21 protein-coding genes and 1 tRNA gene are annotated in these 23,615 nt (G+C 36.7%); 15 read left to right on the top strand and 7 right to left on the bottom strand.

Annotation, left to right across the window (positions count from 1 at the left end):
- Positions 1 to 2: 2 nt before the first annotated feature.
- The 3 genes from EG339_RS15210 to EG339_RS15220 all read left to right on the top strand — a co-directional run bounded on the left by EG339_RS15210 (position 3) and on the right by EG339_RS15220 (position 4,365).
- Positions 3 to 2,270 carry a tetratricopeptide repeat-containing sensor histidine kinase gene (locus EG339_RS15210; protein WP_123870821.1) on the top strand — a complete coding sequence of 756 codons (2,268 nt, stop codon included), beginning with the start codon at positions 3 to 5 and terminating at the stop codon, positions 2,268 to 2,270.
- Between the two features lie 12 nt (positions 2,271 to 2,282).
- Positions 2,283 to 3,635 carry a sigma-54-dependent transcriptional regulator gene (locus tag EG339_RS15215; protein ID WP_123870822.1) on the top strand — a complete coding sequence of 451 codons (1,353 nt, stop codon included), beginning with the start codon at positions 2,283 to 2,285 and terminating at the stop codon, positions 3,633 to 3,635.
- A gap of 115 nt (positions 3,636 to 3,750) precedes the next feature.
- Complete coding sequence (locus tag EG339_RS15220; RefSeq protein ID WP_123870823.1) at positions 3,751 to 4,365, top strand: TMEM175 family protein; 615 nt, start codon at positions 3,751 to 3,753, stop codon at positions 4,363 to 4,365.
- Here the strand turns inward: EG339_RS15220 and EG339_RS15225 are convergent.
- A complete protein-coding gene (locus EG339_RS15225; RefSeq protein WP_123870824.1) occupies positions 4,362 to 4,844 on the bottom strand; it encodes a hypothetical protein in 483 nt (160 codons plus the stop codon). The genes EG339_RS15220 and EG339_RS15225 overlap by 4 nt on opposite strands.
- Before the next feature lie 5 nt (positions 4,845 to 4,849).
- Complete coding sequence (locus EG339_RS15230) at positions 4,850 to 6,403, bottom strand: sigma-54 interaction domain-containing protein (RefSeq protein WP_164466444.1); 1,554 nt, start codon at positions 6,401 to 6,403, stop codon at positions 4,850 to 4,852.
- 529 nt (positions 6,404 to 6,932) lie between these two features.
- Here EG339_RS15230 and EG339_RS15235 point away from each other — a divergent pair.
- On the top strand, positions 6,933 to 7,856 hold the full coding sequence (locus EG339_RS15235) for a helix-turn-helix domain-containing protein (RefSeq protein ID WP_228459624.1): 924 nt from the start codon (positions 6,933 to 6,935) through the stop codon (positions 7,854 to 7,856).
- A 73-nt stretch (positions 7,857 to 7,929) separates the two neighbouring features.
- The gene (locus EG339_RS15240; protein WP_123870826.1) at positions 7,930 to 8,766 is read left to right on the top strand and encodes a C10 family peptidase; all 837 of its coding nucleotides are present in this window, start codon (positions 7,930 to 7,932) and stop codon (positions 8,764 to 8,766) included.
- Positions 8,767 to 8,994: 228 nt separating this feature from the next.
- On the opposite strand, the gene EG339_RS15250 is transcribed toward EG339_RS15240, so the two are convergent.
- Positions 8,995 to 9,079: transfer RNA gene (locus EG339_RS15250), tRNA-Ser, on the bottom strand.
- Between the two features lie 303 nt (positions 9,080 to 9,382).
- Here EG339_RS15250 and EG339_RS15255 point away from each other — a divergent pair.
- The 3 genes from EG339_RS15255 (at position 9,383) to EG339_RS15265 (ending at position 12,954) form a co-directional block, all read left to right on the top strand.
- A complete protein-coding gene (locus EG339_RS15255; RefSeq protein ID WP_123870827.1) occupies positions 9,383 to 9,955 on the top strand; it encodes a hypothetical protein in 573 nt (190 codons plus the stop codon).
- A 741-nt stretch (positions 9,956 to 10,696) separates the two neighbouring features.
- On the top strand, positions 10,697 to 12,301 hold the full coding sequence (locus tag EG339_RS15260) for a sensor histidine kinase (protein WP_225717956.1): 1,605 nt from the start codon (positions 10,697 to 10,699) through the stop codon (positions 12,299 to 12,301).
- Positions 12,301 to 12,954, top strand: a complete 654-nt coding sequence (locus EG339_RS15265) for a response regulator (RefSeq protein ID WP_123870829.1) — start codon at positions 12,301 to 12,303, stop codon at positions 12,952 to 12,954. The genes EG339_RS15260 and EG339_RS15265 overlap by 1 nt, the downstream gene beginning before the upstream one ends.
- A gap of 507 nt (positions 12,955 to 13,461) precedes the next feature.
- Here EG339_RS15265 and EG339_RS15270 read toward each other — a convergent pair.
- Entirely contained in the window at positions 13,462 to 13,860 is a 399-nt protein-coding gene (locus EG339_RS15270) for a VOC family protein (protein WP_123870830.1), read from the bottom strand.
- An 89-nt stretch (positions 13,861 to 13,949) separates the two neighbouring features.
- Positions 13,950 to 14,636 carry a Crp/Fnr family transcriptional regulator gene (locus tag EG339_RS15275; RefSeq protein ID WP_123870831.1) on the bottom strand — a complete coding sequence of 229 codons (687 nt, stop codon included), beginning with the start codon at positions 14,634 to 14,636 and terminating at the stop codon, positions 13,950 to 13,952.
- Positions 14,637 to 15,166: 530 nt separating this feature from the next.
- On the opposite strand from EG339_RS15275, the gene EG339_RS15280 reads away from it, so the two are divergent.
- On the top strand, positions 15,167 to 15,892 hold the full coding sequence (locus EG339_RS15280) for a YoaK family protein (RefSeq protein WP_123870832.1): 726 nt from the start codon (positions 15,167 to 15,169) through the stop codon (positions 15,890 to 15,892).
- An 83-nt stretch (positions 15,893 to 15,975) separates the two neighbouring features.
- On the opposite strand, the gene EG339_RS15285 is transcribed toward EG339_RS15280, so the two are convergent.
- Both EG339_RS15285 and EG339_RS15290 read right to left on the bottom strand, forming a co-directional pair.
- Positions 15,976 to 16,776, bottom strand: a complete 801-nt coding sequence (locus EG339_RS15285; RefSeq protein ID WP_123870833.1) for a DUF4249 domain-containing protein — start codon at positions 16,774 to 16,776, stop codon at positions 15,976 to 15,978.
- A gap of 3 nt (positions 16,777 to 16,779) precedes the next feature.
- Entirely contained in the window at positions 16,780 to 19,113 is a 2,334-nt protein-coding gene (locus EG339_RS15290; RefSeq protein ID WP_123870834.1) for a TonB-dependent receptor, read from the bottom strand.
- Between the two features lie 465 nt (positions 19,114 to 19,578).
- Between EG339_RS15290 and EG339_RS15295 the strand changes: the two genes are divergently transcribed.
- The 6 genes from EG339_RS15295 (at position 19,579) to EG339_RS15320 (ending at position 23,466) form a co-directional block, all read left to right on the top strand.
- On the top strand, positions 19,579 to 20,142 hold the full coding sequence (locus tag EG339_RS15295; protein WP_228459625.1) for a TlpA family protein disulfide reductase: 564 nt from the start codon (positions 19,579 to 19,581) through the stop codon (positions 20,140 to 20,142).
- Positions 20,143 to 20,181: 39 nt separating this feature from the next.
- Positions 20,182 to 20,721, top strand: coding sequence for a hypothetical protein (locus EG339_RS15300; protein ID WP_123870836.1), 540 nt, complete (start codon positions 20,182 to 20,184; stop codon positions 20,719 to 20,721).
- A gap of 2 nt (positions 20,722 to 20,723) precedes the next feature.
- On the top strand, positions 20,724 to 21,212 hold the full coding sequence (locus tag EG339_RS15305; protein WP_123870837.1) for an SMI1/KNR4 family protein: 489 nt from the start codon (positions 20,724 to 20,726) through the stop codon (positions 21,210 to 21,212).
- A gap of 142 nt (positions 21,213 to 21,354) precedes the next feature.
- Entirely contained in the window at positions 21,355 to 21,918 is a 564-nt protein-coding gene (locus tag EG339_RS15310; RefSeq protein WP_123870838.1) for a Crp/Fnr family transcriptional regulator, read from the top strand.
- Between the two features lie 98 nt (positions 21,919 to 22,016).
- On the top strand, positions 22,017 to 22,406 hold the full coding sequence (locus EG339_RS15315) for a RidA family protein (RefSeq protein WP_123870839.1): 390 nt from the start codon (positions 22,017 to 22,019) through the stop codon (positions 22,404 to 22,406).
- Positions 22,407 to 22,677: 271 nt separating this feature from the next.
- Complete coding sequence (locus tag EG339_RS15320; protein WP_123870840.1) at positions 22,678 to 23,466, top strand: SDR family oxidoreductase; 789 nt, start codon at positions 22,678 to 22,680, stop codon at positions 23,464 to 23,466.
- Positions 23,467 to 23,615 lie beyond the last annotated feature (149 nt).

Below are 23,615 nucleotides of genomic sequence, written 5' to 3' on the forward strand. Positions count from 1 at the left end.
AAATGAATTTCGGCCTTTATTTTTTATCTAAAAATCTACTAAGGATAGTATTTTTTTCGTTGGTTTTGATGTTTTCATGCAGTGTAAAAGCACAGACCCAGGAAAATCCTGCACTGTTGAGAAAACAGATTTCTTCTTCCGGCAATACGACTCAGAAAATCGCTTTATTGCTGCGGCTGAGTAACTATTACATTACTAAAAAAGGAGAGCTGAAAGCTGACCTCGACAGTGCCGCTATTCTGAACAGACAGGCAAAAGCACTCAATATGAAATCCGGGGATCCGATGTCTGCCGGAAAACTCATATTTCTGGATGCCAAAATAGATAAAGAAAGAGGCCGTAAAACGATTGCTTTTTCCAACATGAAACAAGCGCTTTCTTATTTTGAAAACCATCATTTTAAGGAGCAGGCCGGAGAAGCATACAATGAATTATCATATATGTATGACAATAAACCCGAATATTTTGATACTAAAATTAAACTGAAAGAAAAAGCATTGGAATTGTTTAAGAATTCAGGATCAAAACTGAATCAGGCAGGCGTTTTAAAAGATCTTGGTGAGCTTTATTACATCAAGGAAAATCCGGATAAGGCTCTGGGATTACTTAAAGAATCCCTGTCTATTTATCAGTCTGTGAAATTCAGAGAATTACAGAGTGTGTACAATCTTATTTCGCAGGTTGAAATTCAGAAGGCGGATTATGAGGAAGCGCTCCGTTATGGCCTTCTGGCAGAAAAAACAGCCGAAAGTGTGAATGATTATTCTTTGCAGATGTGCTCTATTTATAGCAATATCGGAATGGTGTATTATTATCTCCGTAAGAATGATGATGCCATGAAGTATTGGGAAAAATCACTGGCCACAGCAAAGAAAAACAAAGATAACACCTATATCAGAACGGTGGCCAATAATATTTCTACCATGCTGATCAGGCAGAAAAAGTTTAAGCAGGCTATTACCATGATTCAGGAGTACAGGGAAAGGTATCCCATTGTTGATCAGAATTTTGAAATGTCGGAAAACTATATCCTTTTCAGTACCTACACTATTCTAAAGCAGTTTAACGAAGCGGAAGCCTACTACAAAAAACTGGTAGCCTATTATGGTGAAAATGCAGAGAAAAATAACCAGCAGGCCTCATTGCTGCGAAGCTTTGTTTTTTACCATTATCAGACCCGGAACTTTGATAAAATGTACCGTGAAGCCAGACTTTTTGATTCAATAGCCAAAAATAACGGAAATGATATGCTTCGTTCGGAAAATCATTTGATGTGGTTCAAAGCAGATTCCATACAGGGAAAATACCTTGATGCCATACAGCATTATCAGCTGTACAAAAAGCTTTCCGATTCTGTTTTTAACGGTGAAAAAAGCAAGCAGATCAACAGCCTTAAAATTCAGTTTGAAACGGAGCAGAAGGATAAAAACATTCAGCTGCTGACCCAGAAAGCCAAACTGCAGGATATTAAAATTGCGAATGATACTTTTATCAGATATGTTTTTATCGGAAGCATTCTGGCGCTGATACTTTTTGCAGCCTTGCTGTATAACCGCTCAAGATTAAAAAGCAATGCCAATAAAAACCTGGAACTGAAACGTAAGCAGATTGATGAACAGAACGAACAGCTGAAGAAATTACTTTCTGAGAAAGAATGGCTTTTAAAGGAAATCCATCACAGGGTTAAAAATAACCTGCAGATTGTGATCAGCCTGCTGAATACGCAGTCGGCTTATCTGGACAATGAAGATGCCCTGATGGCCATCCAGAACAGCCAGCACAGAATGCACGCGATGTCCCTGATCCACCAGAAACTTTATCAATCTGATAATCTTTCAATGATTGACATGTCGTGGTATATTTATGAATTGATTACTTATATCAAGGAATGTTATTCATCCGACAGAAAAATTAATTTTACAGTGGATACGGATAAAGTATTTCTTGATGTGGCACAGGCTGTTCCGATGGGATTGATCGTCAATGAAGCAGTCAATAATACCGTAAAATATGCATTTCCGGATGACCGGAAAGGGGAAGTTTTCGTTTCATTTAAAAATATCGGCGATGATCTTTGTGAACTGAGGATTTCAGATAATGGAGTAGGACTTCCCGAAGATTTCAATATCGAGGAAACTGAATCTTTGGGGATGAATCTGATGCGCGGACTTACCGATCAGCTGGACGGAACTTTCCATCTCGAAAACAAAGGGGGCTTAAAAGTCACGATTACCTTCAGAAAAAATACAGAAATAACTCCTTCAAATTAAAGGCTGATTATTATGAAAGAAAAAATATTAATTGTAGAAGATGAATTTATTGTAGCCAATGATCTGAAACTGATGCTGATGAAAGCCGGTTACCAGGTTACAGGAATTGCATCTTCAGTGGTTCAGGCCAGAAAACTGATTGCAGATAATAAGCCGGATTGGGTGCTTCTTGATATCATCTTAAAAGGTGACCTCACAGGAATCGATCTTGCCTGGGAACTGCGTGAAATGCACCTGCCTTTTCTTTATATTTCAGCCAATACCAACCAGTCTACTCTGGAAGCAGTGAAAGAAACACAGCCTTACGGATTTATGGTAAAACCCTTCCGGGAGCGTGATATGATTGTTATGCTTGATATTGCCAGATACCGTTATGACATGGAAAGAGGCTGTGAATTGTGCACTGATACCGGAAATCATGAAGTCATTGAAGGAATTATCGGGAAAAGCAAGGTTCTTCAGGATGTGGTTGAAAAAATAAGGGTGGTAGCTCCTACAGATACGTCTGTTCTGGTGGTTGGGGAAAGCGGAACAGGAAAAGAAAAAGTGGCCCATTCCGTTCATGAGCTTTCAGAGCGTAAAGCTCACCCTATTGTTGTGGTCAACTGTGCTGCACTGCCGCATGCCCTTATCGAATCCGAGCTTTTCGGACATGAAAAAGGAAGCTTTACCGGAGCCAATACATTGAGAATCGGAAAGTTTGAGCAGGCCAGCGGAGGAACGGTCTTCCTGGATGAAATAGGGGAGCTGCCACTGGATTCACAGGTTAAACTGCTGAGAGTTCTCCAGGAAAAAGAAATCGAGAGGCTGGGAGGAAATAACACGATTAAAGTAAACGTAAGAATTGTGGCAGCTACCAACCGTTCTCTTGAAAAAGAAGTGGCCGAAGGAAGATTCAGGCTGGATCTGTATTACCGTTTGAATGTTTTCCCTATTGAGCTGCCTCCGCTGAGAGAGCGAAAGGAAGATATCGTATTGCTGGCCCATTTTTTCCTGAATAAATATGCAGCTGCCTCAAGAAGAAATATCACATCCATCAGTGAAAAAGCACTGGAACAGCTGCTGAATTATCACTGGGCGGGAAATATCCGCGAACTGGAACATCTTATTGAAAGAAGTGTTCTTCTGGCCAAAACTACGGAAATAGAACGTTTTGACCTTCCTGAAAACATTGAAAAATCTTCTGAAACGCCAGGTCAGCTGAAATCATTGGAAGATATGGAAAGAGATCATATCATGAGTGCACTTCAGACTTCCAACGGAAAAGTTTCCGGGCCGGGCGGTGCTGCAGAGCTGCTGAAGATCCAAGCTCAGACTTTATATTCCAAAATGAAAAAACTGGGAATTGACAAAGGTTATAAATAATCCCGGGCAAAGCTAGCCGGAGACGATATTTCCTTTCAATTTTTTAATCATAATTCTTCAAATAATTGGAGGATACAATCATTATGTCTTTACAATATTAAATCAATCGATAATTATGGAAAAAGAAACACTCAGAATAGAAGGGTTCAGCGATGGTGTTTTTGCAATAGCCGTTACGCTTTTGGTGCTGGATCTTCACTTTCCTGAAGAGAACTCAATACAAAACGGGAATGATCTGCTGGTCTTTCTGAAGAATCAATGGCCGGCATTTCTGGCATTTATCCTTTCATTTTTCAGCATTTTTATCATGTGGGTGAATCATCATAAGATTTTCAAACAGATCTACAGCAGGAATTCAGCAATTATGTTTGCCAACGGACTGATCCTTTTTCTGGTTTCGGCAGTTTCTTATCCTACCGCTTTGCTGGCAAGGTATTTTGACGGTGAAGCCTCTTCTGTTGTTGTGGCACTTTATACCGGTATTTTTGTCCTGATCAATCTTGCTTACAATTTATTATGGTTTCTGGCCACACGGAATAAAAAACTTTTGCGTCCCGGTATTACCGATACTGCTATAAAAAAGATCCGTAATAATTATTTATATGGGCTTCCCATCTATGTTATCGCATTAATCCTGTCATTCTGGATACCGGCAGTTTCTTTGATGATCATTTTAGGACTTTGGATTTTCTGGGCATTGTCTTCCGGGAAAATAGAAATGGTTGATTAAAAAGGATTATGTCCCTGTTTTACATCATCAATCTGATCTTCTATATATTGAGAGAGAGTCCTGTTTAAAAGGGACGTAATAAATTGAATATCGCTCCTTGACGGTAAATAGGCTTGTCTTATTATTGGATCATCTGCTTCATCCAGATATATAAATAAAAATTGATCACCTGCATTATAGGTATCAACAACAAAAAAGTTTCTGTTGATATTTCTATTATAGAACAATAACCACGACCTGGCAGCCTCCTGAAGTTCTTCCTGAGTTTCAAAAATATTATAATCAAGAACATAACAATAGTTTCCTGCAAGAAATAAAAGCTCTTTTAAAACTTTTGGAAAAGCATGTCCATTGTTATATTTTACTTCAAGCTGTTGTATTTCTATAGGTGAAATTGGTTTTATCCTTCCTTCGTATTCCTGATTATTGGGATATGCTGCTGGATTACTCTGTAAATATTTTAAAAGCTCTATTTCCATATTGATTATTTCTTATAATAATGTTCCTTCTCTATTCCGAGTTTCTGCATCTTTGAGATCAGCGTGGTTGGTGGTAATCCTAGCAGTTTCGCCGCACCTGTTTCCCCGAAAATACGGGCGTTACATTTTTTGATTATTTTTAAAATATATTCCTTTTCAAATTCCTGCAGTGTTTTAACCTGAAAATCCTGATCCGTGTTTTGAGCGTTAATAACTTTCGGAAAATCCATTTCTCTGATGATATTTCCTTTTGCCGTCAGTATGCTTCTTTCAATCATATTTTCAAGTTCACGGATATTACCCAGCCATGGATTGTCGATCATCATTTTTATCACGTTCCGAGAAAAACCATTAATCTTTTTGCCTGTCTTAGGATAGAGTTTTTCAAGGAAATAGTCTGCCAGCAAAGGAATATCCTCTTTTCTTTCCCGCAAGGCAGGAAGATGGATGGGAAAAACATTCAGTCTGTAAAAAAGATCACTTCTGAACCGGCCTTCCGCCACTTCTTTTTCAAGATTCCTGTTGGTGGCTGTAATGATCCTTACGTTCACTTTTATTCTTTTGTTTCCCCCGATTCTTTCAATTTCTTTTTCCTGGAGAACTCTCAGAAGCCTGGCTTGTAATTCCAGGGGAAGTTCACCAATTTCATCCAGAAAAATAGTGCTGTTGTGGGCCTGTTCAAACTTTCCTTTCCGCTGCTCTGTTGCTCCCGTGAAGCTTCCTTTTTCGTGTCCGAAAAGTTCAGATTCTATTAAATTGGCAGGAATAGCTGCACAGTTTATCCTGACCATCTTCTTTCCCGAAAATTCTGAAAGTTCATGAACTGCTTGTGCTATAAGCTCTTTTCCCGTGCCCGTTTCTCCAAAGATAATCACATTGGATTGTGATGGAGCTACCTGCGATATCTTTTCGAAAATGAGCTGCATGGCTTCGCTTTGCCCCACAATTCCCTGAAAGCCGTGTTCGCTTTTCTTTTCTTCTTCAACTTCTTTCGGAAAGTCCCGGATATTTCCCTGAAATGTTTTCAACTGTTCCTGAACATCCATATTATGGAGGGTAATGGAAAGCTGGGTAGAAATGCCGTTTAAAATCCTTTCCGGAATTGTATCTCTTGAAACAAAGCTTTTGTAGAAAAGGAAAAGTACATTTTTACTTTCACTGACAGCCGGCAGTCCCAATCCGACAGCCATCCGCATTCCCGAACTTTTAGCTTCGGTAAAACAGGAAGGAAGCGGTGACCATTCTTTAAGATCAAAAAGCAGCGGTTCTGCGGAATCAAGACATTTTTTTAAATACCTGTCAAGCTGATGATCTGCGATATGATTCTGATTTTCAGTCCCGCTGCTGAGTATTTCAATATTTCCTTTTACATCCCTGATCATCATACAATCATTGAATCCCAGTTCAGTTTTGAAAGATTTGTTGATAACAAGCTGAAGCTGTTTCTTATCTAAAATGGTAGCAAACTCTTTGGTTAAACGGGAAATCATAAGCTGTTCTTTCTGCATTTCCTGCAGGCGTTTCATCATTTCTGCATTGGGATCAGAAGGCTTACTCATAGAAATTCTTACTTGAAAGTTTAAAGATAGGAAAATTGAGAAAAAAAACATACAGGAGTTTCAGAATCATTATTACTTTGATAGTTTCCGGGAAACGCTGAACGTCCCAGACTCAGAAAACAGCCAATCTTCTGTAACTCAGTGTAAGAATTTGATAAAATGTTAAAGCTCTTGTCGGGTTTTCTCTATCTTTCTGAAAAAGAGTTGGATTTAATTGCTTATTTTGGCATATTTTAATTTTGTAAGTTATTTCATATTCTTTCAATCAATGGGAGGCAGCTTTAGTGTTTTTGATATAGTAATTATTGTCGGCATTATTCAAGGAATAGTTGCCGCAATAGTTATAAGCAGCTATCCTTCTGAATCAGCCGGCAAAAAAATATTGTCTGCAATATTAGTCACTCTGGTTTTGCTCAATTTTAAAATTTTGCTGCACACCTTAGGCCTGTGGAAGTTTCCAGCTTTGCATTATCTACCATTAGCCATTGACACATTGATCCAGCCTTTAATTTACTTATATATCTGCTCTTTGACGCAGAAAGAATATAGATTTAATCGTAAGAATTTATGGCATTTCTTACCGGTATTCCTTTTCCAGTCTCATGCTGTATTGGTATATATTTTCACTCTTTTCAAGCCAGACATTCTCATAAAAGATGTTTTTGCTGAAAGGTATTTCTTTTATAATAATTTTAAGTGGGTAGAAGATCTTGTAGCCATCATTTCTGCAGTTATTTATTGGATATTGAGTCTGAAAAAAATCCAGGCGTATCGTCATTGGTTGTTTACCAGCCAGTCTGCTACACAGTATTCTGAATTAACCTGGTTACGAAATCTGCTTATTGTAACCGGAATATTGGCAGCTGCACTGACGATATCTTCAATACCAGCCAATATTTTCCAGCTTAAAAATTCTTTTCTTTATTTACAGCTTTTTTATTGTTATCTCACCATGCTCATATATTATCTTTCATTCCAGGGCTATAAAACAATACTTACTACTGAAGTACATATGGTACGTTTTCCTGAGGCAATAATTTCAGAGCCTGCAGAACTCATTGAATCTGTAAATACCATAAACAAGCCATCCACAAACATACAGGACTTTTCAGATATTAAGCTGGCTTTGACGGAGGTGATGGAAAAACAAATGCTTTTTATGGAACCGGAACTTAGCCTTAAAGAGCTTGCCGGAAAAATTAATTTTCCAACAGCACAAGTATCAGCTGCCATCAATGCTGAGTTTGGGATAAACTTTCGAAGCTGGGTGAACAGTTACCGCGTGGAGGAAGTAAAAAAGAGACTGGGCAACCCTAAGTATGAGCATTTAAGTTTAACAGGAATTGCTTTTGATTGTGGATTTAATTCTGAAGCCAGCTTTTACCGTATTTTTAGACAACAGACAGGATATTCTCCCAAATCTTATCTTCAGCTGATCCATCGTAAGCATTAAAAGAACTCTCAAAACATGTTTTGAGTGGGCGTACTCCTATGAGAATTGTTTATTTGCACCAAACAATTTATCTATGAAATCAATATCATTATTTTCCTTTTTCTTACTGCTGACATTTCAGATTACGTATTCTCAGATTAGTGCAAAGCAAATTCCGGCACAGCAGCCAGCCAGATTGAAAGCAGCCTTCTTACTTAAAACCAATTGGGATCAGTGGGGAACTTATGCCCGATATACTCCCGATAATCAAGTGTTAGGATGCTGGAGTACTGCCTTATCACAAATCCTTTATTACCACCGTTTGAAACCGTTTGGGACTGTTTCGTATACTTGTTCCAAAGGATATATTATTAAAGATACTTTATCTGCCTATCAACTTTCCTGGAATGATTTTAGGACAAGTATAGAAGACAACAGTGCTCCAAAGGCTATAGATGCAGTGGCCCGTTATTCCTATCTTACGGCTCTTGCCATTCGGAAAGATTTTGGTACTTCAAAATATCTGGAAATGATTAACCCTGCTCCTTTAATAGCCCGGCATTTCGACTGCAAAGCTACTTTTTATGCGAGCTTTACAGGAAATATTCCCTTCTCAGAGGAGCAAATGAAGCTTATTGCTGAAAAAGAACAAATACAGCATGTTATTGATAAAGCGCAAGTTAAGTTGTTGATAAAAAATGAGATAGGGCATAGAAGACCAGTTTATTTTCACATGGGAAATTTTACCAGCTATGGGCATTCCACAGTAATAGATGGATATTTTGAAAGGAAAAATACTTTTTATGTTCATATTAATTATGGTGCTGGCGGCTTTCGTACGGGATGGTATGATTTGTTTAAATCTATTGATGTTGAAGATGATATCCGCTTACGGGCGTTCATAACCATTGAACCTATAAATAAAAGGTAACTCTCTTGAAGGCATTTATGGAACTAATGCTACAGCAGAATCTTTCAATGCGAAAATAAAAAACTTCAGAATGCAGCTCAGAGGAGTAAAAGACAGAACCTTTTTTATCTTCAGATTAGCTAAACTTTTTGTCTAGTCCCCAACTTTTGCGCTTGATCCTTGATCCCTGAAAATCAGCGAATAATAAATATAAAAAAGGAGACGTTAAAAAATAAACGTCTCCCTAAGCGGAGAGTGAGGGATTCGAACCCCCGGACCTGTTACAGTCAACAGTTTTCAAGACTGCCGCAATCGACCACTCTGCCAACTCTCCCTGAACTCCGATGTTATCGTTGTTTTCAGTGGTGCAAATATAGAATGATTTTTAGTTTCTGCAAAACTTTTTTTCTATAAATTTTAACAAGACTTAATAATCGGCTAAAAATCAGATTGATTATTTTTATTGGCTGCTGTAAAATGATGATGACTTCTTTTTATTTATTCCTGTTCATCGGTCTTTTGAATGGAAAACGCTTGCTTTTTTCAGGAAAGAAGAAGTAAGAACGAGAAAAGAATCTCTGTTTTTTCATTTGGTGCATTTTTTGCAATGCCTGTGAGACTAAAAAATTAATTATTTATGAAATTATCTTATCTGGGAGCAGGTGTTTTAACATTTATTTTAGGATCTAATGTTGTTTTTGCTAATCAGCCCGTAGGAACAGCTACAGAATATGTACAGAATGATTCTGATTCCACAAAAGTTGAGAATCTGGCTAAAGAACTGAAAAAATTAAAGCCTATAAGTCCGAATGATTTTAAAAGCAAATTCAAGAAAGAAATTAATGGTTTTAAGCTTACGGAAGTAAATGCTTTTGAAGATAAAGAAACAGGCTCATCAGCTACTGCAAATTATACAAAAGGATCTCAGAATGTATATTTAATGGTAACGGATGGTGCCGGAGCGGGTGCGGAGCAGGTGAAAGGAAGCCTTTTAAATTATCTGGAGCTGAAAGCAATAGAGGAGCCGGGTGATAAAACCAATATTAAAAATTATAAAGGTTGGTTTGTTTACTTTGATCACAGTATGTATGAGAGTGATAAAATGACCAGTATCCAGTATTTGGAAGGAAACAGATATGGAGTGGTAGCCTCCGGAAATAATATCTCTCTTGAAGAAATGAAAAGTCTTTTAGATAACTTTAGTCTATAACTATAAATACATGGCTCTGATTTATAAGGATAAGTCAGAGCCATTTATAAACCATTAATTATTTGTTTTCAACATTTCCTGATTCATCTCTTTATTTCCTTGATCCCTTGTTTTTCCATTGAACAGGAATTGTAGCCGTAATAGTTTTTTAAGAACATTTGCTTTTACAGCACTTGCCGGAGCCATTTTCTTAACTGCCAGGCATTCAAAACAGACGAACGTTAGAAATTTACAGAAATTGGAGTGGAAAAAATAATGTATGGAAAGAAGGAGCCTGAACATTCATAATCATTAATTATAAATAATTCTTTCATAAATTTACATATCCCAATCCCTATAAAAGCATATCTTTAAATATTTTTGATAAGGGTCATTTTTTTACATCTATTCTAAAAAAAGCGAGTTACACTAATTAAAAGCTTAGGTTTTATAGGCTTTTTAATGTAAATTAGATCTGAATTTGCTTCTTTTTGTCAGAAATTTTATATTATTAAGTAGATAAAAATTAATTTAACTTTGCTAATTGAATAATATATTGGTAATTATTGAATTTTTATTGATAATATTATATTGTTTAAGACTAATAAAAGAGACTAGGAAAACAGAAGGTTAATTTACCTGGCAGTAGATATGAAATATAAATTCTTAAATTTTAAATTGAGGAAGCTTGTTCATTACTCGTTGATTATGTGTATCTTATTGATACAGGTAATCATAGGTGTGTTTTTTTACAATGAGGTTGTGAATGAGAAAAAGTTGCAGTTTATTAAAACGCAACTGGAGGAGAGCAGGGCCTTGGGAGGGCTTACAGACAATTCAAGAAAAGATTTCATTGATGCTCAGGAGCATCTTCAACGGTATATGGTGACCCAGGATAATAAAGATCTGCAGCTTTATTTTGAGTCTCTGAGAAAACTTAAAAAGAATTTTGACAAGATCGGGGAGTATGAAAATACGAGTCCCAGGCTTAAAAACAGCCTGGCACAGCATAAAATGGATACTCTTAAGGTCACCAAGCTGAAAACCCTTATAGATTCTGTGTACGAAACCTCTCTGAAGCCGCCGGCAAAGATTGAGGATAAGCAATACGAGCCTGAAAAGTATAAGAATGACTTTGAGAATTTCAATATACAGACTCGTACCTATGCAGACACCATCAAGAAGAAAGGCTTCATGGGACGTCTGAAAGATGCCATCACAGGTAAAGTAAATGTTCAGAAAGAAAGTACTGTAATTACTTTAACAAATAATAAAACCATAGACATTTCCAATGTAAAGACTGAAATGGATAAGGCTTTGAAGTCTATGGATAAGCATTATGCCGCTGAAGTAAAGAAAGCACAGCAATATGCTATCAAAAATCAGCGTGAAAATATGCAGTTCTACAGTAACTTCAGTAAACTGTTGGTATACAGTAACGGTTTAATTGATGTATATGAAAATGCAATTAAAGATTTTAAAACCGAACTGGAAAAAGAATATAACAAACAAAGCTCCGACAATAATAAAATCAGAAGATATCTGGTATTGGGGCTTATGGTCCTGATGTTCATCGTATCCATTCTTATCATGTATTTTACAAGAGTGGCCTTTATTTATGAGAGAAAGCTTAATGCAGCGAATAAAGAGATTAAGAATAACCTGAATTTTAAAAACAGAATTCTGGGAATGCTGAGCCACGATCTGAGGTCTCCGCTGAAGATCATCAATATCTTTATTGATAAGATTTACAGATCAACAGGAGATGAGACTATTAAAGATTATCTGAAATCTATTAAGTTTACTAACAGTACCCTTCTTTTACAATCTAACCAGATTTTGGAATATACAAAAAACCAGGATGCTGAGAAGAAGCTGATAAAGTCTGTTTTTAATCTTAAAGATGAAATAGGCTCTATTGTAAAAGTGATTTCCCCTTATCTTGAGACCAGAAACAATAAATTTGCAGTAACGGATAGAATTCCTGAAGGAATTGAAGTCTTCTCAGATAATATCAGAATCAATCAGATCTTTATGAACATTCTGGGGAATGCCAATAAGTATACGGAAAATGGGAAAATTGATCTTGTGATGGCAACGGAGCCATTAGGAAAAGATAAGATCACTCTGATTACGACTGTAGGAGACACCGGAGTTGGAATCTCGGAATCTGATCTGAAAAAGATTTTCGATCCTTATTATCAGGGAACTGTTTCTGATGAGGTGGATAATCTGGGAGTAGGATTAGGACTGAACCTTGTAAAGGAAATTGTGGAACTGTTTGATGGAGAAATTTCAGTTTCCAGTAAGCTTCACAAAGGAACGCAGGTAACATTCAGGATCAACTTAAATATCAATAATAAATAATGGAAATGCCAATTGAAAACAGGGAAATCATTTTCCTTTTAGCAGATGACCACAGTATTGTAAGACAGGGAATGGAAATTGTTATTAGCGATATTGTTCCCAATGCAATAGTATATCATACCTCGTCTTTACAGCAGGCTGTAGAACTCGTAGAGACCAAAGGAATTGAAATAGCCATTATTGATGCTCACTTCCCAGAAGGAAACAGTTTGCACATTTTACCACAAATGAAAAGTGCAAACCCTGATATTAAGATTCTCGTCTTTACAGGGCTTGAAGAGGATTTGTATGCTCTTAAGTTTATAAAAGCGGGAGCCAACGGATATCTTAGCAAACTAAGTGAAGAAGAAGAAGTTAGAGAAGCTATTACCCAATTTATTGAAAAAGGAGAATATTTTTCTGACCTCACAAGGAATTTATTGGTACAGTTCATTTACGATCCCAATGTAATAAGCCCATTGAGCAGCTTAACCAAGAGAGAACTGCAGATTGCAGAACTCTATGCAGACGGACTTGGAAATCTGGAAATTGCGAATAATTTAAATATAAAGCAAAATACAGTAAGTACAATCAAAAAAAATATCTTTGAAAAGCTGAAAATAGAAAACCTTGTAGAATTAATTGATCTTATCAAAACACATCATAAAATATAGAATTCCTGCCGGCTGTTCTACACTTCTTTATTATTTCATTTGTTTTATCGATAAATATCTATATCGGATCTGATATGTATCGATGGTATTTATAGATGATATTATCCTTCAATGTCGTTACTTTGTAGTATAAAATTTACCGAATGAATTGCTAATGCTTTTTTTAGTTTTTCAATTCATCAAAACAGGTAAATGAAATAACTATAAAAATAATAATTTATAGTTGTGCAAAACACAAATGATGAGAAAGAATTAAAACAAGTGATGAAATTAATAGAAGTGTATGATTAACCTTAAACGTGGATTTCTTAAAAAACCAAATGATAAGAAAAAAAACACAAATTAATATAAAGAAATTCAAGGTCTGGTTATAGTACAAAAGAAAAGGGAGGCAATAAAGCCTCCTTTTTTTATGTTCTAAATTGATATAAATCCTATTATTATAAGTCAATTCTACCTTTTGCGGCCTATTTTTTTATATTGGGTTATTTACCCGGACTCTTGATTTTATTTAAACTTTTGAACAGCTTCCGGACTTACCGGAGTAAAAAAGTTAATCAGGTTCCCATCCGGATCACAGAACAGAAGAGAACGGTTTCCCCATGGCATTGTTGTAGGCTCTTGTACGATATGATCTGTCAGGTTTTTAATTCTCTCATATTCACGGTCTACATCAGAAACCATAAATTCGATGATGATATTACCAGGGCTTTGGAATTCTGTAGGATGTTCATTACCGAACATTTTCATGGTACGGGTACTGCCGATAGCTATAGTAATGGAGTTGGTGCCAAGTTCTGCAAAATCTTCAGTATACCATTGAGCCGCGACTTCCATTGTTTTTTCATAAAACTCAACAGACTGCCTGATATCATTTGCAATGATTCTTAGTGATGTTAATTTCATATAATTCTGTATTAAAATAATTTGATACAAAATTAAGAGCAGTTGATGACAACAGGATGTCAGGAGATTTTTGAAATGGGAGCTGTTTTTTAATAAAAGTTAGCAATATTCATTAACTCCTTAAAGTCGAGGATTTGTATTTTTCGTCCTTCCGATTTAATTAATTTTTCCTGCTTAAAATCATTGAGAATACGGGTCAGGGTTTCCCTGGCTGTTCCTACCATATTGGCAAGATCTACGCGGGATAGAGAAATTAATACTTCTTCTCCGGGGATGTCATTAGATTTATACTTGCTGTGAAGGATCAGTAAACTCAATGCTGCCCGCTCTCTTACGGTGCGGTGTGATAAAACAGCAATAAGATTGGCCATTACACTAAATTCATGACTCAAAGATTTCAATAAAAGTCCTGAAAAAACAGAAGACTGGCTAAGGATTTCAAGAAAATTGTCTTTTGAAATAAAAGAGATCACAGAATTTTCAAGTGTGGAGGTGGTATCTCCATAAGATTCCTGGCTCAAAATAGCCGAATATCCGAAAAATTCTCCGGAACTGTAGATATAGATGATCTGTTCCCGGCCATCATTATCTACCTTATATTTTTTTATTTTCCCTGCATTAAGGTAGTAAATGCCGTTGGGCTTTGTACCGTCAGTAAATATAGCCTCATTTTTACGGTAGTTTTTGGTTTTCATGGCTTTTAGAAGCAAATCCTTGTCATATTCAGGAAGTTCATCAAAAAGATACTGATTATTGAAAATAAATTTTGAGATCATAATTTTTCTATGCAGGCTATTGAATAAACGTTCAGTTTGTAACTTAAATCACATTTTAAACCAATATAAATCACCAGATTTTCTGCCTGAACGAATTAATTTTACAAAAGTAATAAAATAGATTCTGAATTGTAGTACATGATGATTCTGATTCTTATAGACAAGCCGTAAATGCCGATAAATAAAGGATGATGATTATTTTAAAAAGATGATATTTATGCAACTGGCTTTAATAATATGATAAGAGTATGAAATTGTACTCCTAATAATGTAAGACAGTACTGGATAAAAATTTAAGTCGATATGTTTTTCACAGCGGTTGCTGACGTTCTAAATTATTTTTTTTTACTTATTTATTTTATCCAGTTGTTTTTACACCTGCCAGCATTAAAAATTCTGCTGGGCATATGCAAAACCAGAATCATTTAATCCAGACATTTATGAATAATATTTAGGAATAAGATGACATCTTGTAACCGAATTCGAAGGTAAAATATTTTGAATGTGCATTTAAAAAAGGATTAATTGATATGTTCAGACACAGAGGAAAGAACAGGACTTATTTCCATAATTTAAAATTGGCTTCAGCGCTCTCTTTTGTTGCCGGAGTAGTGAATATTGTCGGGGTTTTAGCAGTAAAGATCCTTACTACCAATATAACCGGGCACTTTGCTTTTTTTTCAGAAGAGATATTCCTTAAAAAGTATAGTGAAGCGTTTGTATATCTCGTTTTTATCATCTGTTTTCTGGCAGGTGCTTTTTGCTCAAGCTTTATTGTTGAATTTTCTTCCCGGGATAAGAGGCTGAGGCCCCATCTTATTCCTTTGCTGTTGGAGATCCTTATATTAGGATTGGTAGGATTATCCGGTATCCGGTCATTGAATATCTCAATATCAGACTATACGATTGCCGGGCTTTTACTGTTTGCGATGGGTGCTCAGAATTCCCTGGTAACCAGGGTTTCCCAGTCTGTAGTAAGAACTACCCACCTGACCGGAATTTTTACAGACCTGGGAATAGAATTGTCTAAAATGTTTTTCCAGAAGAGAGAAAGTGAATACAGACAGCTTAAAAAGAATATTGCCCTGAAGCTTGCTATTATTGCCTGTTTTTTTTCAGGATGTATCATGGGCGGCTTTCTGTATAAAATTTTAGACCTAAGGACACTATTGCTGGCCGCAGCACTTCTTTTCGGAATCATCCGGTATGATAAGCTTTTATATAGATATTATGCTTTGAAACGAAAACTGAGATAATGTGCACTGTCTTTTAATTTATAAAAATAAACGGTTATTCCTATAGTTTTGGAATAACCGTTTTTATTATCGTAGAAGAAAGCTTATTGAATCTGAAAATCAAGCGATCTTATAGTATGTGCAGAGAAATATCCTAATGCACCGTTACTGATATTACTTGGCGGATTAGCAGGAGTAACGCTGCCATAACCGTCAGAGATCTGAAGAAGCGCACTGTAATATGTAAATATATTAGTGTCAATAGATTGCATTTTAACATGGATGACATCTCCCGGTACAACCTCATGGTCTCTTCCTTTATTGTCATCATTAGGAAGACCTAAGCTCCATTGATTCGGCTGGCCGTTATTTAAATTATCAGAAAGTACGCTGATGTATTTTTTTGATAGATCATTGATGGTAAAACTAAACAGATAACGATTTCCCAGTTCAGCAGGATCTGTAAAGATCGGGAGCAGGGTATAGGTTGTTTTATTTCCTATTTTAAAAGAGTCCTGTGCGAGGCCTTCCAGTTCAACAGCTTGAGGCATGGTGCTTTGAGCGTTATACTGTTTTCCTTCTGCAAGAACTTTAAGGGTATAGGTTCTTCCAGGGATTCCCTGAAAGGTACTTGTAATATATTCCCCACTTCCTGTATATTGCAGGGTTTCCGTTTGTCCTGTGTTATCGCTTAAAATAACCTGAGCACCTGTAACAGCCGGATACTGATTGGGTTGAGCAAAACCAACAGATTTGGTAATTTTTACAGTGTATGGGCCCTGAACATCTGTAACATTGCCTTCAATAACAATATTTCCGCTCTGGTCGGCAAGATCCAGGTCTATTTCCTTTTGGCAAGAGTGTAATGCAAATACAGATAATATGATAAAAAATACTTTTTTCATGATTTAAAATTTGAAATTGTAAGTGATGTTAGGTACCCAACGGAATAGGGAGGTTTGCATGGCGCGGGTTGTTCCAGGATTGTTTGGATTGTCTTCGAAGGTAATGGTATACGCATTTTGACGGCCATAAAGATTATAAATTCCAAAAGTCCATGATCCACGGAAACGTTTATTGGATTCCGGTTCATAGGTAGCGCTAAGGTCCATTCTGTGATAAGCAGGCATTCTGTCTGCATTTCTGCTGTTGTATTGGAATATGGTCTGCCCGTTCAGTTCATATTTTCCAATTGGGAAGGTTACCGCATTCCCGGTACTGTAAAGGAATAACCCTGAAAGAGTCCATTTGGGATTAAGCTGGTAAGTGGCCACTACAGAAAGGTCGTGGGTTTTGTCCATTCTTGCATTGTACCATTGGTTATCATTAATTCCGTTGATCTTTCTTTCTGTTTTGGATAGGGTATAGGAGATCCAGCCTGTCAGCTTTCCGCTTTTCTTTTTAGCGATAAGTTCCAACCCGTACGCCCTTCCTTTACCGAACAGCAATTCACTTTCTACATCTGCCGCAGTACTGAAACCTATCTGGGCTCCATTCTTGAAATCGATCTGATTTTGCATGGATTTATAGTAGATCTCAGCATTCAGTTCATAATTATTGTTATTGAAGTTTCTGCTGTATCCTACACTGATCTGATCTGCAATTTCAGGCTTCACTGAATAGCTGCTTCCAATCCACTGGTCTGTGGGATTTCCGCTGCTGCTGTTGCTTAGAAGATGAAGATTCTGAGTATTTCTGGAATAGCCCCCTTTTACGCTGCTCACTTCATTGATGCGGTAGTTTGCTGTAATACGCGGTTCAAGGTTGGTATACGTTTTCCCGAATTTTCCTTTTTCTAAATACCGACTTTCTGTAAGCACTCCATTTTCATAAGTGTTGAACGTATCTCCACCCAATATACTGAACAGGGAAAGTCTTGCTCCGTAATTAATGGTAAGCTTATCGGTAGCCTTAAAATCATCATTAATATACAATGCATTTTCCCATGAATATCTTGGATTTCTTGGGAAGGAATTAACGATTGTTCCCGAAGCGCTGCTAGGTGTCAGTGTATGATAAATAGACTGTAGGCCAAAACGTACAGAATGCTTGTTTCCTGCAAACCAGGTAAAGTCCTGCTTAAGATTCCAGTCCTGTATCTTCGAATTTAAATTGAATTCACTGCCATTGTTTTTTAGACCGATTTTATAGTCATAATTACTGTAGATAAGGGAAGTATTGGAGAACAGCTTGCTATTGATGATACTGTTCCATCGTAATGTCGCGGTAGTATTCCCCCAATCTGTATTGAAAGTGTCACCCAGTCCCAAAACATCTCTTCCGAAATATCCTGAAAGATAAATACGGTTATTTTCATTGATCTGGTAATTAGCCTTCAGGTTGAGATCATAGAAATATAATTTGTTGTCTTTGTAGTCTTTAGAAGACTTAAGAAATAGATCTGCATACGTTCGTCTTCCGGATACAATAAAAGAAGATTTTTCTTTCTGCAGAGGACCTTCTACACTCAATCTGCTGCTGATCAGCCCGATTCCCCCGTTGATGTTATAGTTTTTATTGTTTCCGTCCTTCATTTTTACATCCATCACAGAAGAAAGGCGGCCTCCATATTGGGCGGGGCTGTTTCCTTTGATAATACTGGCATCCTTTAAGGCATCACTGTTGAACGTACTGAAAAACCCAAGTAAATGCGAAGCATTATAAACCGGTGCCTCATCCAGAAGAATCAGGTTTTGGTCTGTAGCGCCGCCGCGGACACTGAACCCACTGCTTCCTTCTCCGTTACTTTTAATGCCCGGCAGAAGCTGTATGGTTTTCATAACATCCTTTTCACCAAATAATACAGGAAGCTTCTCTATATTTTTAATACTTAATGTTTCCGTTCCCATTTGGGCACTGGAAAGATTTTTATCTTTTTTAACTCCGGATACAACTACCTCATCTATGGTATTGGATTTTTGCTCTTCCTGGCTAAGAAAAAGATCCAGCTTCATGTTCTGGTCAACATTAATTTGTTGTTCAAAATCCTTGTACCCCGGATAAGAGATAATAATAGTATGGTTTCCTTCCGGCAGTGACAGGGAGTAAAATCCATATTCATTTGCTACCACGTTAATTGAAGGATCATCGCTTACTTTTACCGCTACACCAATCAGCAATTCGCCGTTTTTTTTATCCTTTACTGTTCCGCTTACGGAACGGGATTGCTGTTGGGCCATCATCAGTGTGCTGAAACAGAGCGCAGCAGTGGCTGCGGTAATTTTGAAAAAAGATGTTTGCATTAGTTTTTTTTAAAGTAGTAAATCTCTTCTATATTGAACCGGAGTTTATTGTTTCCAGTTGATTAGTTGAACGAATAAGGAATTAGTTACACACAAAATCCCTGTATTTTTGAAAAATTATTACTTTTTCTATTGTTAATCAATGTTTTCGGAATTGTAATATTAAAAATTATAGGAAAGTTGCTGTGGGAATTTCATTGGCTTTTAGAATGTTATGTTTTTGTTGGATTAAAAGCGATCATGACGGTAAAAAACAAAAATGAATAAAATCCGTGTTTTTTTATCTGTCGATTTAATTTTTATTTGAAAATAGGATAAATTGCTTAATAATTTCATATTGAATGGTTCGGGATGTCTATTTGAGATACATGTTTTTCCTTTTTTAAAACTTTCCAATTCAAATATTAAAGCTATCTTTCCCGGAAGAATGTTTAGAAGACTATGGAAAATCTTAGAAAGTGGGTTATGAGTAATCTTTCCACGATAGTATTAACGGTTTTGTTTATCATCATATTGGTTAATCCGGACGCTAAGGCATGGCTCATGAGGCAGGTTGCTTCTACAGGAATTCTCAATTCCAGCATTTCCGAAGCGAAGGTGAAACCTGGCTCTACAGCTGCTTATACAGGTTTGATACTGAAAAACGAATACGGAGCCCTTATTGATCCCTCGTATCTGAAAAATAAAGTTGTATTTATTAACTTCTGGGCGTCATGGTGCCCTCCATGCCGGGCAGAATTTCCATCTGTTGAAAAGCTTTATAAAAAATACAAAACCAATCCTGATATAGTATTCCTTACGGTAAACCTTGATGATAATCCTGGTCTGGGAAAGACCTATTTAAAAGAAAAAGGTTTTACTGTTCCTTTTATAACTCCAGCAGGCAATATCCCGGAGGATCTTTATAACGGCTCATTGCCAACTACCGTTGTACTGGATAGAAAAGGAGCAATCCGGCTTCATCACACCGGAGTGGCAGATTACAGTAAAGATTCTTTTTATAAGGAGATTGATGCATTATTGAAATAAAAAAACAACTATACATAAATACTTTGAGTAACCGGAAATATGAATTGGTATACCTTATTTTCCTTTCATCCGAAAGAAGATTATTATTTCTCAGTCATTGATAAACAGGGAACTATTTTTGATAAATTTCAACTTCCTGAATGTAGGCAGATCCCAATCAGAAACAATATCATTCCCATTAAAGAAGAATTTACCAAAGAATATTCCCTGAATCTTAATGATTTTTTAGAAGATTATGATCTCTATACCTGCTATACAGGTGGCGTAGGGGATTTGTTTTCGGAGAGGGCAGTTATAGCCCTGAAGACAGAAACTCAGGAAGAAGTTGAATTTATTCCCTGCATGCTGAAAGGTCAGCCAATACCTGTCTATGCTGCATTATTCATGAAAACAGCTTCTATTGTAAAAGACTTTGAAGGAATGGGGTTTACATTTGAAGATCCCTCTGTATTAGATGTGAAGTATGCCGTTCAGGATAAAAATAAAGGAGTTAAATTTGTTACCCCGGCTTTTGTAGACCTTGTGAAAAAATACGATCTGAAAATTGAATGTAAACCGCAAACCCAAGATAAAGCTTGAACATGATTTCATTTAAAATACCATCCATTGAAGAAATAGAAGCTGAGGTTTTAAAAGAAAAAGAAAATGTACAGAATTTCCCTAAAACTATAGACTTTCCGTTTTCTGAAGGTTATAAAAAGCTGGTTACTGTCATAAAATCAACCGAGATAGCTTCTGAAGCTGTTTTATACAATGCTGCTGAAGCAGTGAATGAAAATAAAGAGTTTATACTGCCGGATTATTGGTGTTTTGCAGGAAACGGACAGGGAGACCGGTGGTTTCTGAATAAAAATAATAAAGTCTTCTTTTATGACCATGATTATGATGAAAAACCTGAACCTATGAATATCAGCTTTGAGCAATGGCTGCAGATGGCATCGGTTATCCGGCAATTGGATCTGTATCTTGAAGAACATTATGATATATCAGAACCCCTGAGACAAAAGTTTTATGAAGCATTACATACCATTCATCCCGGATTAAATGAGATTTACCCCTTTACTGTTTAATTTTAGTCAAAACAGTAAATTAAGATCGTTTGCTTCTTCAAGATACAACGAAAATATTGAATTGAGCAATTATATATATGAAATAGCAGGTGTGCTTTCCTTCATGAAAAAAGCATTATTTTTATACACTAAGAACTAGAATATGCCGGATCGGTTGAGAACCCATATCGAAAAAATACTTCCTCTCAGTGATGAAGAGTTTGAATACATATCTTCCTGTTTTACTTATAAAAAATATAAGAAACATCAGTTTTTAATACAGGAAGGAGAAGCTGTACCCTATAATTACTTTGTACTGAAAGGCCTTCTGAAATTAGTATATACCGATGAAGCCGGAAAGGAACATATTGTAGGATTTGCTATGGAAGATTGGTGGGAGACCGATTTTTCTGCTTATTACCAGAACCAAAAAGCAACAATGTCATTAGAATGCATAGAAGATACAGAGGTACTGTGCCTGACTCTTGCAGACTATAGAAAAATATGCAGTATTCATCCTAAAATGGAGCATTTCTTTCTGGAAAAAGCCTATATGGGCTTTATTTCTGCACAACAACGCATTATTTCTACCATGACAACAGGAATAAAAGAGCGGTATGAGCAGCTGTTGGAAAAATACCCGTCTCTGGTACAGCGTGTTCCCAAATCATTACTGGCTGCTTATCTGGGAGTTTCCAGAGAAACACTGAGCCGTTTACCATTGTAAACTGTGATCCCGATCACCCGATAATCGTGATCGCGGTCACAGGGTTTTGCAATATCGGTTCTGCAATTTTGTAAGGTAATAACAAACAAAATTCAACAATGGAAAAAAGAACCGTAAACCCATGGAAATGGCAGGAAGAAAGAAGCTACTCACAGGCTGTAGAAGTAAGAAATGCAGAAGCTACTTTATATTGTTCAGGACAGGCAGCAATTGATCCGGATGGAACTTCAAGTAATAAGGATATGAAAAGCCAGTTGAAACAGGCAATCGCAAATCTTGAAGAAGTTATTAAAACAGCAGGATATGAGTGTAAAGGAATTGTAAGATTAAATATTTATACCACTTCGGCACAGGAATTATGGCCTCATTTTCCTATTCTTCAGAACTGGATTGCAGTGCACCATATTGAGCAGGCTGTTACCATGCTTGAAGTAAATGGTTTATTTGAAACACTGAAAGTAGAGTTGGAAGCCACAGTTGTGAAATAATCTGGTAAACTAAGAAATTATCTCAAAAGAGTAAAGTTTCCTGCAGATCTCACTGATTACGCAGATTTTTTAACCTTAATGATCTGCCAGATCAGCCCAATCTTCGAGATGAAATCTGTCATTCAGAGAGCAGTGAAGAACCTTCAAAATAAAATAAACAGGGCTCTTCACTGCTTTTCTGAACCATGTTCGCGGACTTTGAGCCTGCACTCAAGATGGCTGTTCCTTTTTTCTTACCTTTATATAACTAATCTGTAATCATATAGAGTGTATGAATATTCAACTTTTTTCAAAAAATGCACTGGTAGGTGGTGCTACACAGGGAATTGGGGCAGGAATTGCCATTGAACTGGCAAAATGTGGAGCTAATGTTACGGTAATGGCCCGAAACGAGACAAAACTTAAGGGTTTCATGGCTGCATTACCAATAGTGGATCCAGGTCAGAAACATGAATATCTTGTTGCTGACTTTTCCGATTTTGAGAGCTATAAACAAATCATTACAGAGTATTTTAATACCCATTCCATAGATATCCTGGTGAATAATACCAATGGTCCGGAACCTGGGCCTGCTGTTGATAAAAGTGCAGCAGATTATCAGAATGCATTCGACCTTTTGTTCAAAACGGTTTGTGAAACCACCTTATTGGCCTTACCTCATATGATAGATCAGAAAAACGGGCGTATCATCAATGTGTCTTCACTTTCTGTGAAAGAACCTATAGGCAATCTGACTCTTTCCAATACTATCCGTTCGGCCGTAATGGCATGGGCAAAAACATTATCCAATGAAGTTGCTCAGCATCATATTACAGTGAATAACATTTTAACAGGATATTTTGATACCGCACGCATTCAGAACCTGATCCATCATGATGCTCAAAAAACAGGTATACCTGAAGATGAGATCAGACAAACGAGAGAAAATAAAATTCCGATGAAAAGGTTCGGAAAGCCTGAAGAATATGGACATCTGGTAGCTTTTCTTGCTTCAGAATATGCGTCTTATCTCACCGGAGCCAATATTCCTCTGGATGGCGGGCTGAATAATACGTATTAAAGTATAAGAAGGGAAGCTGGAAGAGGAAAGTGTCCGGAGAATAGCTGTAATTTAGTTATTGAAATTTTCTAAATATAAACTTCATTATTATTTAGCTTAACAGTAATTCCAGCCTATCTTTTCCAGCTTCCAGCCAATTTTATCAAAAA

The sequence above is a fragment of the Chryseobacterium bernardetii genome (genome assembly GCF_003815975.1).
GTDB classification, from domain to species: domain Bacteria; phylum Bacteroidota; class Bacteroidia; order Flavobacteriales; family Weeksellaceae; genus Chryseobacterium; species Chryseobacterium bernardetii.

Coding starts and splice junctions, on each gene's coding strand:
- EG339_RS15210 (WP_123870821.1), top strand. CDS start 3: ATGAATTTCGGCCTTTATTTTTTATCTAAAAATCTACTAAGGATAGTA.
- EG339_RS15215 (WP_123870822.1), top strand. CDS start 2,283: ATGAAAGAAAAAATATTAATTGTAGAAGATGAATTTATTGTAGCCAAT.
- EG339_RS15220 (WP_123870823.1), top strand. CDS start 3,751: ATGGAAAAAGAAACACTCAGAATAGAAGGGTTCAGCGATGGTGTTTTT.
- EG339_RS15225 (WP_123870824.1), bottom strand. CDS start 4,844: ATGGAAATAGAGCTTTTAAAATATTTACAGAGTAATCCAGCAGCATAT.
- EG339_RS15230 (WP_164466444.1), bottom strand. CDS start 6,403: ATGAGTAAGCCTTCTGATCCCAATGCAGAAATGATGAAACGCCTGCAG.
- EG339_RS15240 (WP_123870826.1), top strand. CDS start 7,930: ATGAAATCAATATCATTATTTTCCTTTTTCTTACTGCTGACATTTCAG.
- EG339_RS15255 (WP_123870827.1), top strand. CDS start 9,383: ATGAAATTATCTTATCTGGGAGCAGGTGTTTTAACATTTATTTTAGGA.
- EG339_RS15265 (WP_123870829.1), top strand. CDS start 12,301: ATGGAAATGCCAATTGAAAACAGGGAAATCATTTTCCTTTTAGCAGAT.
- EG339_RS15270 (WP_123870830.1), bottom strand. CDS start 13,860: ATGAAATTAACATCACTAAGAATCATTGCAAATGATATCAGGCAGTCT.
- EG339_RS15275 (WP_123870831.1), bottom strand. CDS start 14,636: ATGATCTCAAAATTTATTTTCAATAATCAGTATCTTTTTGATGAACTT.
- EG339_RS15280 (WP_123870832.1), top strand. CDS start 15,167: ATGTTCAGACACAGAGGAAAGAACAGGACTTATTTCCATAATTTAAAA.
- EG339_RS15285 (WP_123870833.1), bottom strand. CDS start 16,776: ATGAAAAAAGTATTTTTTATCATATTATCTGTATTTGCATTACACTCT.
- EG339_RS15290 (WP_123870834.1), bottom strand. CDS start 19,113: ATGCAAACATCTTTTTTCAAAATTACCGCAGCCACTGCTGCGCTCTGT.
- EG339_RS15295 (WP_228459625.1), top strand. CDS start 19,579: ATGAGTAATCTTTCCACGATAGTATTAACGGTTTTGTTTATCATCATA.
- EG339_RS15300 (WP_123870836.1), top strand. CDS start 20,182: ATGAATTGGTATACCTTATTTTCCTTTCATCCGAAAGAAGATTATTAT.
- EG339_RS15305 (WP_123870837.1), top strand. CDS start 20,724: ATGATTTCATTTAAAATACCATCCATTGAAGAAATAGAAGCTGAGGTT.
- EG339_RS15310 (WP_123870838.1), top strand. CDS start 21,355: ATGCCGGATCGGTTGAGAACCCATATCGAAAAAATACTTCCTCTCAGT.
- EG339_RS15315 (WP_123870839.1), top strand. CDS start 22,017: ATGGAAAAAAGAACCGTAAACCCATGGAAATGGCAGGAAGAAAGAAGC.
- EG339_RS15320 (WP_123870840.1), top strand. CDS start 22,678: ATGAATATTCAACTTTTTTCAAAAAATGCACTGGTAGGTGGTGCTACA.